A 15,870-nucleotide genomic window follows, 5' to 3' on the forward strand; every position below is an offset into this window, starting at 1 on the left:
AAAGGAATTCCGATGACGATCGATGACCGGGCACTGCACGTTGGGCGAGAACGACTGACGGAACTCGATGGTGGGCCATTCCCGCTAACACGCGGACAGCTCGACATCTGGCTCGCACAGGAAACGGATCAGCAGGGTGCGAGGTGGCAGCTGGGCTACCTGCTGCGAATCGAAGGCACCGTCGACCCGTGGTTGCTGGAGCACACGATCCGGCAAGTGGTGCGCGAAGCCGAACCACTCCGAGCCGCCTTTTTCCAGGTGGATGGCCAGGTTTTCCAGAAGGCCGTCGATTACCCGGACGTCGAGCTCGCGTGCTATCAGCGGATGGGCTCGCAAGATCCGGTCCAGGAAGCCTACCGGCTGGCGGCCTCGATTCAGCGCACCGTGATGCCGCTCGATGGCCCGCTGTTCAAATTTGCGTTGTTGCAGACCCGCGTGGACGAATTCTATCTATTCGTGTGCTGCCACCACATCGTGGCGGACGGAATCGGTCTTGCTCTCATTTGCCACCGCATCGGGGATGTCTACAACGCGTTGGCCTCGGGCGCGCCGATTCCCCCCGCCTATTTCGGGTCGCTGAGTGATTTGATTGCCTGCGAGGCCGAATACCAAGCGTCCACCGATTACCTCGATGATCGGGCCTATTGGGCCGAGAACCTGCCGTCGGAAAGCGAACCGGGTTATCGGTTCGCGCCCGCCTCGGAGCGGGAACCGTACGAATCTTCCGCGCCGATCGAGTTGGACCCGGTCGCCGTCGCCGGGATACAGAAGTTGTCACAGGAGCTGGGGGTGCGTCGCTCGTCGGTGCTGGCCGCGGCGTGCGCGCTGCTGGTGGGCGGGTGCGACCTGGAAAATTCGGAGATCGTGTTCGAGTTTCCGGTGAGTAGGCGGGTGCGTCCGGAAGCGCAGACGGTGCCCGGAATGATTACCGGATTCGTCCCCCTGGTCCTGAAAGCTTCGCCGGGCTCGTCGGTCACGAGTTTTTGTGAGCATGTCGACACACGGCTGGGAGAAGCGCTCCAACATCAGCGGTTCCCGGTGCACACCATCGAGAACAAGCGTCGCGGGTCCACGCAGACGTCAAATCGGGTAATTCTCAATTTCATTCCGACGACAAACCTGGCCAACATCGCCGGTGCCAGGGTTTCGGGAACCCTGACCCACACCAACCTCGTCGACCAGCTTGGACTGGACTTCTTCAGCGACCACGATCGGCTATTCCTCGGCATGCAGCCCGGCGCGACAACGGGTGGATTCGGCGGCGCCGGGCAATGGCTTTCTGATTGTGACGTCCACGATGTGGTCGGGCGGTTGGAGCGGGTGTTGGTGGCGATGACGGCTGATCCGGGGCGGCGGTTGTCGTCGGTGGATGTGCTGGGTGTGGGTGAGCGGGTGCGGTTGGATGAGCTTGGTAACAAGGCGGTTTTGGCCGGCCCGCAGGGTGGTTCGGTGTCGATTCCGGATTTGTTTGCTCGGCATGTGGCCGGGACGCCGGATGCGGTGGCGGTGAGCTTCGATGGCCGTTCGGTGAGCTATCGGCAGCTGGATGAGGCGTCGAATCGGTTGGCGCATCTGCTGGTCGCTCGCGGGGTGGGTCCGGGTGAGCGTGTGGCGCTGCTGTTTTCGCGGTCGGTCGAGGCGGTCGTGGCGATGTTGGCGGTGCTCAAGACGGGGGCGGCGTATCTGCCGATCGACCCGGGGGTGCCGGACGAGCGGGTCGGGTTTGTGTTGGCCGATGCCGCGCCGATCGCCGCGATCACCGGCGCCGGGCTGGCGGAGCGGTTGGACGGGCATGACGTGGAGGTCATCGACGTCGACGATCCCGCTGCCACCGGGGTGGTGGAGGCCTATCCCGGCACGGCACCACCGGCGCCGGCCCCTGACGATGTCGCCTATGTGATTTACACGTCGGGCACCACGGGTGTGCCCAAAGGCGTTGCGGTCACTCACCGCAACGTGACCCAGCTGTTGGGGGCGTTGGATGCCGGGTTGCCGGCCCCGGGCGTGTGGGCGTTGTGTCACTCGTTGGCGTTCGACGTGTCGGTGTGGGAGATATTTGGTGCGCTGTTGCGCGGTGGGCGGTTGGTGGTGGTGCCGGAGTCGGTGACCGTTTCTCCGCAGCAGCTGCACGGCATGTTGGTGGCCGAACAGGTCAGCGTGTTGACCCAGACCCCCTCGGCGGTGGCGGCATTGCCGGTCGAGGGGTTGGAGTCGGTGGCCTTGGTGGTGGTCGGTGAGGCGTGTCCGGTGGAGGTGGTGGATCGGTGGGCGCCGGGTCGGGTGATGGTCAACGCCTACGGGCCGACCGAGACCACCATGTGCGTGGCCATCAGCGCACCACTAGAGCCCGGATCGGGCGTGCCACCCATCGGTGCGCCGGTATCGACCGCCGCACTGTTCGTCCTCGACCGGTGGTTACGCCCTGCTCCCGCCGGGGTGGTCGGGGAGTTGTACGTCGCCGGCGTGGCGTGGCGATCGGGTATACGGGCCGGGCCGGGTTGACCGCCTCACGGTTCGTGGCGTGCCCGTTCGCCAGTATGTCGGGGCAGCGGATTTATCGGACCGGGGATTTGGTGCGTTGGCGTGCCGACGGGCAGCTGGATTATCTGGGGCGGGCCGATGAGCAGGTCAAGATCCGCGGCTATCGCATCGAGCTGGGTGAAATCCGTTCGGCGCTAGTGGATTTGGACGGTGTGGAGCAGGCGGCGGTGATCGCCCGCGAGGACCGCCCGGCGACAAACGACTGGTCGCCTACGTCACCGAAGCAGGAACCGGAACCGCCGACCCGCCGAGATCCGCGCCCGGCTGGCGAAGCGGTTGCCCGAGTACATGGTGCCGGCCGCGGTGGTCGTGCTGGACGCGCTGCCACTGACGGTCAACGGCAAACTCGACACCCGCGCCCTGCCCGCACCCGAATTCCGGAACGCCGGTTATCGCGCACCGTCCAACGCGATCGAGGAGATCCTGGCCGGCATCTATGCCGACGTGCTCGGACTGGACCGAGTCGGCGTGGACGACTCGTTCTTCGATCTGGGCGGGGATTCGCTTGTGGCGACACGTCTTATCGCCGCGATCGAAACCACGCTGAATGCCGACCTTTCGGTGCGTGCGGTGTTCGAGGCGCCGACGGTGAGCCAGTTGGCGCTGCGTGTCGGTTCCGATCGGGGCCGGCGGGAACCGTTGGTGGCCGCGGAGCGGCCGGCGGTGGTGCCGTTGTCGTTCGCCCAGCAGCGGTTGTGGTTCATCGACCAACTGCAAGGGCCTTCGCCGATCTACAACATGGCTGCCGCGTTGCGGCTGACCGGACGCCTGAACGCCGACGCGTTGGGGACGGCGTTGGCGGATGTGGTGGCCCGCCAGGAAAGCCTGCGCACCGTATTCCCGGCCGTACATGGAATACCCGAGCAGGTGGTGATCCCGGCCGAGCGGGCCGACTTCGGCTGGCAGGTCGTCGATGCCAGCGGCTGGCCGGAAAGCCGGCTGGGTGAGGCCATCGAGGCTGCGGCGCGCTATTCGTTTGATTTGGCTAATGAGATCCCGTTGCGGGCAAGGCTTTTCCGGATCGCCGACGATGAGCATGTGTTGGTGGCCGTGCTGCATCACATCGCCGCCGATGGTTTGTCGATGGCCCCGCTGGTGGCCGATCTGGGCATGGCCTATGCCAGCCGGTGTGCCGGGCATGCACCGGGCTGGGCGCCGTTGCCGGTGCAGTATGCCGACTACTCCTTGTGGCAGCGCGCGCTGCTGGGCGATGTGGCCGATGCCGAGAGCCCGATGGCTGCGCAGCTGGCGTATTGGGAGCAGGAGTTGGCCGGGTTGCCCGAGCGGCTGGCGTTGCCCACCGACCGGCCCTATCCGCCGGTGGCCGATTACCGCGGGGCGAGTGTGATGGTGGAGTGGCCGGCCGAGCTGCAGCAGCGGGTACGCACGGTGGCCCGCGAGCACAACGCCACCAGCTTCATGGTGGTCCAGGCCGGCCTGGCCGTCCTGCTGGCCAAACTCAGCGCCAGCCGCGATCTCGCGATCGGATTCGCCATCGCCGGGCGGCGTGAGCCGGCGCTCGACGAGTTGGTGGGATTCTTCGTCAACACCCTGGTGCTGCGAGTGCAGGTGGCCGGCGATCCCAGCTTCACCGAAATGCTGGCTCAGGTGCGCGCGCGCAGCCTGGCCGCCTACGACCACCAAGACGTGCCCTTCGAGGTACTGGTGGAACGGCTCAACCCCACCCGCAGCCTGGCCCATCACCCGCTGGTACAGGTGCTGTTGGCCTGGCAGAACTTCACCGGCCTGGATGACGCCTCGGCGGCCGGGTTGGCCGTCGGCGACCTTCGAGTCACCCGGCTGCCGCTGGATACCCAGTCGGCGCGCACGGATCTGACATTCACGCTGTCCGAACGTTTCACCGAGTCCGGTGAGCCCACCGGGATCGGCGGTTCGGTGGAGTTTCGCACCGACGTGTTCGACCCGGAAAGCATCCAGACGCTGATCGAGCGGTTGCGGCAAGTGTTGATGGCGGTTACCGCCGCGCCCACACGTCGGCTCTCGTCGGTTGACGTGCTCGTCGAAGCTGAATACGGCCGCCTGCATCGGTGGAGCAATCGGGCGGCGTTGGCCAGGCCCGCACCCGCACCGGTATCGATTCCCACGCTGTGGGCAGCCCAAGTCATGCGCGCGCCCGAAGCGCCGGCGGTGACTTTCGATGGCCGTCGCATGACCTACCACGAGCTCGACGAAGCTTCTAACCGGTTGGCGCACTGCCTGATCGGCCTCGGGGCGGGCCCGGGGGAGCGCGTGGCGCTGCTGGTGCCACGGTCGGTCGAGGCCATCGTGGCGATATTGGCGGTGCTCAAAACCGGGGCGGCGTATCTGCCGATCGACCCGGCCCACCCGACCGCGCGCATTGAGTTCATGGTTGCCGATGCCGCACCGATCGCCGCGATCACCACCGCCGAGCTCGCCGAACGGCTGGACGGCTACAACCTGGCCGTCATCGATGTCGATGACCTCCAGGAATACTCGTGCACGAGCTTGCCGGAGCCGGCGCCCGAAGAGATCGCCTACCTGATCTACACCTCGGGCACCACCGGTGTCCCCAAAGGCGTTGCCATTCCTCACCACAACGTGACGCGGCTGCTGAGGGCGCTGAACGCCGACCTGGAAATGCCGCAGGGGCAGGTGTGGTCACAGTGCCATTCGTTGGCCTTCGACTTTTCGGTCTGGGAGATCTTCGGCGCGCTGCTGCATGGCGGGCGGCTGGTGGTGGTGTCCGACGAGGTGGTTCGCTCGCCGGACGACTTCCACGCCTTGCTGGTCGCCGAACAGGTCAGCGTCTTGAGTCAGACCCCGTCGGCGTTTTATGCGCTGCAAACCGCCGATGCGCGGGCACCCGGATCGCAGGATCGGCTCACGCTACAGACGGTGGTCTTCGGCGGTGAGGCGCTGGAACCTCCGCGTCTCGGGACATGGTGGGACAGGCACCCGCGGTCACCGCGTCTGATCAACATGTATGGCATTACCGAGACCACGGTGCATGCCTCGTTCCGTGAGATCACCGTGGCCGACGTCGGCCGTAACGTCAGCCCCATCGGAGTGCCGCTGGTGCACCTCGGCTTTTTCGTGTTGGACGGGTGGTTGCGTCCGGTGCCGGCCGGTGTGGTCGGCGAGTTGTATGTGGCCGGCGGCGGGCTGGCGTACGGGTATGTGGGTCGACCCGAGCTGACCGGGTCGCGGTTTGTGGCCTGCCCCTTCGGAGCACCCGGGACACGGATGTATCGCACCGGGGATTTGGTGCGGTGGGGCACCGATGGGCAGCTGGATTACCTGGGTCGGGCCGACGAGCAGGTCAAGATCCGCGGCTACCGCATCGAACTGGGCGAAATCCGTTCGGCGCTGGCCGGTTTGGACGGTATCGAGCAAGCGGCGGTGATCGCCCGCGAGGACCGCCCCGGCGACAAACGACTGGTCGCCTATGTCACCGAATCAGTCACCGGAGCCGCTGACCCGGCCGATATTCGGGCCCGGCTGGGTCAGCGGCTGCCGGCCTACATGGTGCCGGCGGCGGTGGTGGTGCTCGACGCGCTGCCGTTGACGGTCAACGGCAAACTGGACACCCGCGCCCTTCCCGCGCCCGAGTACATCGAGCACGAAAACTACTGTGCACCAAGCAATTCCACCGAGGAGACCGTGGCCGGCATCTACGCCCAGGTGCTCGGGCTCGAGCGGGTCGGGGTGGACGACTCCTTCTTCGACCTGGGCGGGGATTCGCTCTCGGCGATGCGGGTCGTCGCCGCCATCAACAGCGCCCTGGATGCTCACCTTGCGGTCCGCACCGTGTTCGAAGCGCCCACGGTGGCCCAGTTGGCGCTCCGCATGGGCGGGGACGGGGAGGGGCGTCGGCCGTTGGTGGCCGGCGAGCGGCCGACGGTGGTGCCGTTGTCGTATGCGCAGAGCCGGTTGTGGTTCCTCGACCGGTTCGAGGGCGGGGTGGCGACCTACAACATGCCGACCGCGTTTCGGATCAGCGGGCCCCTGGATGTCGAGGCGTTGACGGTGGCCATCGATGATGTGATCGCCCGACACGAGTCGCTGCGCACCGTATTTCCCGATATCGACGGTGTGCCGTTCCAGAAGGTGCTGCCCGCCGAGCCGGGGATGTGGCGACCCGGGCGCCAGCCGGTCGTGTCGTTGCCGGAGCACGACGTGGTCGGCGAGCTGGTGGCGCTGGCGGGCCACCGGTTCGATTTGGCAACCGAAATCCCGATCCGTGCGCAGATCTATGCGGTGTCGCCCGAGCAGCATGTGGTGGGGATCGTGGTGCACCACATCGCTTTTGACGGGTGGTCCTTGGCGCCGATGGCCAGAGACATCAGCGAGGCCTATCGGGCCAGGCGGCAGGGCCGGGCCCTGCAGTTGGCGCCGTTGCCGGTGCAGTATGCGGATTACACGCTGTGGCAACGTGATTGGTTGGGCGCCGAGTCTGACCCCGACAGCGTGATCGCCGGACAGTTGGCTTATTGGCGGCAGGAGTTGGCCGACCTTCCCGAGGTGGTGTCGCTGCCGGCGGACCGGGCGCGCCCACCCGTGCCCAGCTACCGCGGTGATGCGGTGGAGGTGCGCCTCGACCCGCGGCTGTGGGCGGGGATCAAGGCGCTGGCGGCGGCGCACAACGCGACCGCCTCGATGGTGTTGCAGGCTGCCATGGCGGTGGTGTTGCACCGGGCCGGGGCCGGCGAGGACATCGCCATGGGCACCCCGATCGCCGGGCGGATGGATGCGGCGCTGGACGAGCTGGTCGGGTTCTTCGTCAACACCTGGGTGTTGCGGGTGGGGGTGAGCCCTCCGCACCGGTTCAGCGAGGTGCTCGAGCGCGTGCGTCAGAAGGCGCTGGACGCCTACAGCAACCAGGACCTGCCGTTCGAGCGGCTGGTCGAGCAACTCAACCCGGTGCGCTCCACGGCGCATCATCCCCTGTTCCAAGTGGCCCTGGCCTTCCAGAACAATGTGCGCCCGGAAATGACGCTCGACGGGGTCAGCGTGGAGCCGCTGACGCTGGACAGCCGCACCGCCAAGTTCGACCTCGATGTCGATCTGCGGGAGGTGCCCTCCGAGGACCCGACCGCGCCGATGGCCAGCGGGGTGGTGACCTATGCCACCGATTTGTATGACCGTGTCACCATCGAGCGCTTCGTCACATGGTTTGAGCGGGTGATCGAGGCGGTGGTGGCGGATGCGTCGGTGGTGGTGGGCGACCTGGCGTTGCTGGACCGCGACGAGCGTGACCTGGTGCTGTCGCGGTGGTCCGGCGCTGGGGTCGAGGCACCGACGGGGGTGGCGCCGGACCTGTTGGCCGCGGCGGTGGCCGCCGACCCGGACGCGGTGGCGGTTGTCGATCGCGCCGAGAACGTGTCCTATCGCGAGCTCGACCAGTGGTCCAGCCGACTGGCGCGGGTGCTGATCGAGGCGGGGGTGGGTCCGGAACGCGCCGTCGGCGTGGCCATGGGCCGGTCCGTGGAGTTGGTGGTCGCGTGGTGGGCGGTCGTGAAAGCCGGCGGCGTGTATGTGCCGGTGGATCCCCATCACCCCGTGGAGCGCATCGCTACGGTGCTGGACTCGGTGGGCGCGGTGTGCGTGTTGACCCGCGATGTCGACACCCTGGCCGGGGCCGGGACGCGACCGGTGCTGCGCATCGACGGCCTGGACCTGTCCGGGCGGTCCGCCGAGGCGATCACCGATGCCGACCGCCTGGCGGCGCTGGGAGCGGACCACACCGCCTACGTGATCTTCACCTCGGGGTCCACCGGCACCCCGAAGGGCGTGGCGGTCACCCACGGCGGTCTGCCCGGGGTAGCCGCGGCACACCGCGATGTGTTCGGGCTGGGCCCGGACACCCGGATGCTGGCGGTGCTCTCGCCAACGTTCGACGCCGCGCTCGGGGAGTTGTTGGTCGCGGTGGGCGCGCGAGGCGCGCTGGTGGTCGCGCCGCCGGAGGTGTATGCCGGCGAGGCGTTGACCGCCTTGCTGCAGGAGCAGCGGGTCAACGCGGCGATAATGACCCCGACGTTGCTCTCGACGCTGGATCGGACCCGGCTGGACGGGTTGTCGACGCTGGTCGTCGGCGGTGAGGCCTGCCCGGACGAGTTGGTGACCGCGTGGGCGCTGGGCCGGCGCATGTTCAACGGCTACGGCCCCACCGAGGCCACCATCTGGGCCACCACCGCGCCGCTGCGGGCCGGACAGCCCGTCCGCATTGGCACCCCCCTGCCCGGGATGCGCGCACTGGTGCTCGACGCGCGGCTGAAGCCCGCCCCGATCGGGGTCGTCGGTGACTTGTACCTGGGCGGGCCGGCGGTGGCGTCCGGCTATCTGGGCCGGGCGGAGTTGACCGCGGAACGGTTCGTGGCGGATCCGTACGGGCCCGCGGGCGCGCGGCTGTATCGCACCGGCGATTTGGTGCGCTGGGCGCCCGACGGAACCCTGGACTATCTCGGCCGTGCCGACGCGCAGATCAAACTGCGCGGACACCGCATCGAGCTGGGCGAGGTCGAAAACACCTTGCTGGGCTGCCCGCAGGTGGCCCGGGCGGCCGCCGCAGTGCACGAGAGCAAAACCGGCTCGCATCTGGTCGCCTACGTCACCCTCGAGCAGACCACGACCGCCGAGCACGACGCCGAAACCGTCGAGGCGTGGCAACACCTGTATGACGAGGCGTACGGCGCCGACGCGGAGGCGCCGGAGTTCGGGAGGGATTTCCGCGGCTGGAACAGCAGTTACACCGACGACCCGATCCCGCTCGAGGAGATGGAAGAGTGGCGTTCGGCCACGGTCGATCGGATCCTTCGGTTGCATCCCGCGCGGGTGCTGGAGATCGGCGTGGGTTCGGGACTACTGCTTTCGCAGCTGGCTCCGGTCTGCGCCGAGTATTGGGCGACGGACTTTTCGGCGCCGACGATCCGGCGGCTGCAGGCCGACGTGGCCGGCCGGCCGTGGGGCGATCGGGTGCGGTTGCGGGTGCAGCCCGCCGACATGGCCGACGGGCTGCCGGAGGGCCACTTCGATCTGGTGGTGCTCAACTCGGTGGTCCAGTACTTCCCGAGCGCGCGGTATCTGACCGAGGTGCTGGCCGTGGCGATGCGATTGCTGGCACCGGGCGGGGCACTGTTCGTCGGCGATGTGCGCAACCACAGCCTGCAGGGCGCGTTTCAGACCGGGGTCGCGATCGCCCGCACCACCGGCGACGCCGATGCCGACGAGATCCGCCAACGAGTTCACCACGCCGTGCTCGGCGAAGCCGAATTACTGCTTGCCCCAGAGTTTTTCACCACCTGGGCTGATGGTCATGGGTCGGCGGCCGGGCTGGGTATCGAGGTCAAGCGCGGATTGGCCGACAACGAACTCAACCGGTATCGCTACGACGTCGTCGTCTACAAGGCCCCGGCAACCGTGCGCTCGGCGGCCGGCGCGGACAGCTGGGCGTGGACCCAGTGCGCCGGCCTGGACGGGCTGCAGCATCGATTGGCCTCCCAGCGTCCCAACGCCATTCGCGTCACCGAGATACCCCGCGCCGGAGTGATCAGCGACGTCCACATCCAGCACGGCCTCGACGGGGGCCTACCCCTGACCGACGCACTGGCCCTGGCCGACGACGCGGATGCCGTTGTCCCCGAACAACTCCACCGCATTGGTGAGACGGCCGGGTACCACGTCTCGGTCACCTGGGGCGCCCAACCAGGCACCGTGGATGCGGTGTTCGTCACCGCAGCGGACGCGAGGCAGACGCCCGCGCTGACCGATCTGTATCTGCCGCCTACGGGGTCCCACCGAGTCACCAATTACGCCAGCGACCCGCAGACCAACATCAAGCTCGCTGCGGTGCGTCAGCAGTTGAGTGCGTGGCTGCCCGAGTACATGGTGCCCACCCACATCGTGGTGCTCGAGAAGTTTCCGATGACGTCGTCGGGCAAGATCGACCGTAAGGCATTGCCGGCACCGGTGTTTGCCACCACAGCGTTCCGGGCGCCGCAGACCCCGACCGAAAAAATCCTCGCCGGCCTGTTCGCCGACGTGCTGTCGGTCGACAAGGTCGGAGCCGACGACTCGTTCTTCGACCTGGGTGGGGATTCGCTGTCGGCGATGCGTCTCATCGCCGCGGTCAACACCGTTCTGGATACGGACCTGTCGGTGCGTGCGGTGTTCGAGGCGCCCACCGTTGCGCAGTTGGCGCCCCGAATCGGCAGCGGAGGTGGCCTGGCGCCGCTGATGCCGGTTGAGCGGCCGGCGGTGATTCCGTTGTCGTTCGCCCAGAGCCGGCTGTGGTTCATCGACCAGTTGCAAGGGCCTTCACCGCTTTACAACGTGGTGCTGCCGCTGCGGCTGAGCGGGCGCCTGGACGCAGACGCGCTGGGCGCGGCCTTGGTCGATGTGGTGGGCCGCCACGAAAGCCTGCGCACCCTGTTCCGGGCGGTCGACGGGATACCGCAGCAGCTGGTGGTGCCCGCCGAGCAGGCTGACTTCGGCTGGGACGTCGTGGACGCCACCGAGTGGCCGGCGGACCGACTAGAGGACGCCGTCGGCGCCGTCGTGCGCTACGCGTTTGACCTGGCCACCGAGATCCCGCTGCGGACAAGGCTTTTCCGTGTCGCCGAGGACGAACACGTGATGGTGGCCGTGCTGCACGAAATCGCCGCCGACGGTTGGTCGACCACTCGCCTGGTACGAGACATGAGTCTGGCCTACGCGAGCCGGTGCGCGGGCCGCGCCCCCGACTGGGCGCCGCTGCCGGTGCAGTACGTCGATTACACGCTGTGGCAGCGCGCGCAATTCGGCGATCTCGATGACAGTGAAAGCCGCATCGCCGCGCAGCTGGCCTACTGGGAGCAGATGCTGGCCGGGATGCCCGAGCGGCTCGAGCTGCCCACCGATCGCCCCTACCCGCCGGTGGCCGATCAGCGCGGCGCCAGGGTGACCGTCGAATGGCCGGCGTTGTTGCAGCAGCAGATTGCGCGGCTGGCTCGCGAACACAACGCGACCGGATTCATGGTGATGCAGGCCGCCCTGGCGGTGTTGCTGTCGAAGCTCAGCGCCAGCAGCGACGTGGCGGTGGGATTCGCGATCGCCGGGCGTCGCGATCCCGCGCTGGACGAGCTGGTCGGATTCTTCGTCAACACCTTGGTGCTGCGCGTCGATCTCGCCGGCGACCCCACCGTGGCCGAACTTTTGGCCCAGGTGCGATCGCGCGGCCTGGCCGCCTACGAGCACCAGGACGTGCCCTTCGAGGTGCTCGTCGAGCGGATCAACCCCAGCCGCTCGTTGGCCCACCACCCGCTGGTCCAGGTGATGTTGGGCTGGAACAACTTCCCCGGACAGGTCAGTGTCCCCGCGACCGGGCTGAGCCTGGGCGATCTGCAGGTCACGCCGCTGCTCGGGGACACCCAGACCGCGAAGATGGATCTGGTCTTCTTCCTCAAGGAATCCTGGACCGACGCCGGTGAGCCCGCTGGGATTTCCGGACAGGTGGAATTTCGCACCGACGTCTTCGAGGCCGACACCATTCAGACGCTGGTCGGGCGGTTGGAGCGGGTGTTGGTGGCGATGACGGCTGATCCGGGGCGGCGGTTGTCGTCGGTGGATGTGCTGGGTGTGGGTGAGCGGGTGCGGCTGGATGAGCTTGGTAACAAGGCGGTTTTGGCCGGCCCGCAGGGTGGTTCGGTGTCGATTCCGGAATTGTTTGCCGCCCATGTGGCCCGGACGCCGGATGCGGTGGCGGTGAGCTTCGGCGGCCGTTCGGTGAGCTATCGGCAGCTGGATGAGGCGTCGAATCGGTTGGCGCATCTGCTGGTCGCTCGCGGGGTGGGTCCGGGTGAGCGTGTGGCGCTGCTGTTTTCGCGGTCGGTCGAGGCGGTCGTGGCGATCCTGGCGGTGCTCAAGACGGGGGCGGCGTATCTGCCGATCGACCCGGGCGTGCCGGACGAGCGGGTCGGGTTTGTGTTGGCCGATGCCGCGCCGATCGCCGCGATCACCGGCACCGGGCTGGCGGAGCGGCTGGACGGGCATGACGTGGCGGTCATCGGTGTGGACGATCCCGACGTCGTTCCGGCTGTCGACGCCCAGCCGAGCACGGGTCTGCCGGCACCGGCCCCTGACGATGTCGCCTACCTGATTTACACGTCGGGCACCACGGGTGTGCCCAAAGGCGTTGCGATCACACATCGCAACGTGACCCAGCTGTTGGGGTCGTTGGATGCGGGGTTGCCGGCCCCGGGCGTGTGGGCGTTGTGTCATTCGTTGGCGTTCGACGTGTCGGTGTGGGAGATTTTCGGCGCGCTGTTGCGCGGTGGGCGGCTGGTCGTGGTGTCCGAGCCGGTGACCGGTTCACCGCAGGACTTCCACGATGCGCTGGTCGCAGCACAGGTCGATGTGCTCACTCAAACCCCCTCGGCCGTGGCGGCATTGCCGGCTGACGGGCTGGAGTCGGTGGCCTTGGTGGTGGTCGGTGAGGCGTGTCCGGTCGAGGTGGTGGATCGGTGGGCGCCGGGTCGGGTGATGGTCAACGCCTACGGCCCGACCGAGACCACCATGTGCGTGGCCATCAGCGCACCACTAAAGCCCGGATCGGCGGGCTCGGGTGTGGTGCCCATCGGCTCACCCGTCCCCGGGGCGGCGTTGTTCGTCCTCGATCGGTGGCTACAGCCGGTGCCGGCGGGGGTGGTCGGCGAGCTGTACGTGGCCGGTCGTGGCGTGGCATGTGGATACCTGGGCCGGCCGTCACTGACCGGGTCACGTTTCGTGGCCTGCCCGTTCGGAGCGCCCGCGACACGCATGTATCGCACCGGGGATCTGGTGCGTTGGCGTGCCGACGGGCAGCTGGATTATCTGGGGCGGGCAGATGAGCAGGTCAAGATCCGCGGCTATCGCATCGAGCTGGGTGAAATCCGTTCGGCGCTAGTGGATTTGGACGGTGTGGAGCAGGCGGCGGTGATCGCCCGCGAGGACCGCCCCGGCGACAAACGACTGGTCGCCTACGTCACCGAATCAGCCACCGGAACCGCCGACCCCGCCGAGATCCGCGCCCGGCTGGCGAAGCGGTTGCCCGAATACATGGTGCCGGCCGCGGTGGTCGTGCTGGAAACGCTGCCACTGACCGCGAACGGCAAACTCGACGCCCGCGCCCTGCCCGCCCCCGAATTCCAGAACGCCGACTACCGTGCACCCGCGAGTCCGGTCGAGGAAATTCTGGCCGGCGTATTCGCCGACGTGCTGGGGCTGGACCGCGTCGGCGTGGACGACTCGTTCTTCGACCTGGGCGGCGACTCGTTGTTGGCGATGCGGGTGATCGCCGCGATCGAAACCACGCTGAATGCCGACCTTTCGGTGCGCACCGTGTTCGAGGCGCCCACCGTTACCCAGTTGGCGCAGCGCGTCAGCGGCGATCGGGGCCGGCGGCAACCGTTGGTGGCCGTGGAGCGGCCGGCGGTGGTGCCGTTGTCGTTCGCCCAGCAGCGGTTGTGGTTCATCGACCAACTGCTCGGGCCCTCGCCGATCTACAACATGGCGGCCGCGTTGCGGCTGACCGGACGGCTGGACGCCGACGCGTTGGGGACGGCCCTGGCCGATGTGGTGGCCCGCCAGGAAACCCTGCGCACCCTGTTCCCGGCCGTCGACGGGATACCCGAACAGGTGGTGATCCCGGCCGAGCGGGCCGACTTCGGCTGGCAGGTCGTCGACGCCACCGGCTGGCCGACGGACCGGCTACAGCAGACCATCGAGGCCACGGTCCGCCACTCGTTCGATCTGGCCACCGAGATCCCGCTGCGGGCAAGGCTTTTCCGGATCACCGACGATGAGCATGTGCTGGTGGCCGTGCTGCACCACATCGCCGCCGATGGTTTGTCGATGGCCCCGCTGGTGGCCGATCTGGGCATGGCCTATGCCAGCCGGTGTGCCGGGCACGCACCGCAGTGGGCGCCGTTGCCGGTGCAGTACGCCGACTACACCCTGTGGCAGCGCGCGCAGCTGGGCGACGTCACCGATAGCGACAGCCCGATCGCTGCGCAGCTGGCGTATTGGGAGCAGCAGTTGGCCGGGTTGCCCGAGCGGCTGGCGTTGCCCACCGACCGACCCTATCCGCCGGTGGCCGATTACCGCGGCGCCAGCGTGCTCGTCGACTGGCCGGCCGAGCTGCAGCAGCGGGTACGCACGGTGGCCCGCGAGCACAACGCCACCAGCTTCATGGTGATCCAGGCCGCCCTGGCCGTCCTGCTGGCCAAACTCAGCGCCGGCAATGACGTCGCGATCGGATTCGCCATCGCGGGCGCGACGATCCCGCCCTCGATCAGCTGGTCGGGTTCTTCGTCAACACCCTGGTGCTGCGGTCGACCTGGCCGGCGATCCCAGCTTCACCGAATCGCTGGCTCAGGTGCGCGCGCGCAGCCTGGCCGCCTACGACCACCAAGACGTGCCCTTCGAGGTACTGGTGGAACGGCTCAACCCCACCCGCAGCCTGGCCCATCACCCGCTGGTACAGGTGCTGTTGGCCTGGCAGAACTTCACCGGCCTGGATGACGCCTCGGCGGCCGGGTTGGCCGTCGGCGACCTTCGAGTCACCCGGCTGCCGCTGGATACCCAGTCGGCGCGCACGGATCTGACATTCACGCTGTCCGAACGTTTCACCGAGTCCGGTGAGCCCACCGGGATCGGCGGTTCGGTGGAGTTTCGCACCGACGTGTTCGACCCGGAAAGCATCCAGACGCTGATCGAGCGGTTGCGGCAAGTGTTGATGGCGGTTACCGCCGCGCCCACACGTCGGCTCTCGTCGGTTGACGTGCTCGTCGAAGCTGAATACGGCCGCCTGCATCGGTGGAGCAATCGGGCGGCGTTGGCCAGGCCCGCACCCGCACCGGTATCGATTCCCACGCTGTGGGCAGCCCAAGTCATGCGCGCGCCCGAAGCGCCGGCGGTGACTTTCGATGGCCGTCGCATGACCTACCACGAGCTCGACGAAGCTTCTAACCGGTTGGCGCACTGCCTGATCGGCCTCGGGGCGGGCCCGGGGGAGCGCGTGGCGCTGCTGGTGCCACGGTCGGTCGAGGCCATCGTGGCGATATTGGCGGTGCTCAAAACCGGGGCGGCGTATCTGCCGATCGACCCGGCCCACCCGACCGCGCGCATTGAGTTCATGGTTGCCGATGCCGCACCGATCGCCGCGATCACCACCGCCGAGCTCGCCGAACGGCTGGACGGCTACAACCTGGCCGTCATCGATGTCGATGACCTCCAGGAATACTCGTGCACGAGCTTGCCGGAGCCGGCGCCCGAAGAGATCGCCTACCTGATCTACACCTCGGGCACCACCGGTGTCCCCAAAGGCGTTGCCAT

Annotated in this window: 1 pseudogene; it reads left to right on the forward strand. The window is 67.9% G+C overall.

The features are described from left to right. Positions 1-12 precede the first annotated feature (12 nt). A pseudogene (locus NF20_RS07425) lies at positions 13-15,870 on the forward strand (amino acid adenylation domain-containing protein); the annotation flags it as partial.

The sequence above is a fragment of the Mycobacterium sp. MAC_080597_8934 genome (assembly GCF_000523975.1).
Lineage (GTDB): Bacteria > Actinomycetota > Actinomycetes > Mycobacteriales > Mycobacteriaceae > Mycobacterium > Mycobacterium avium.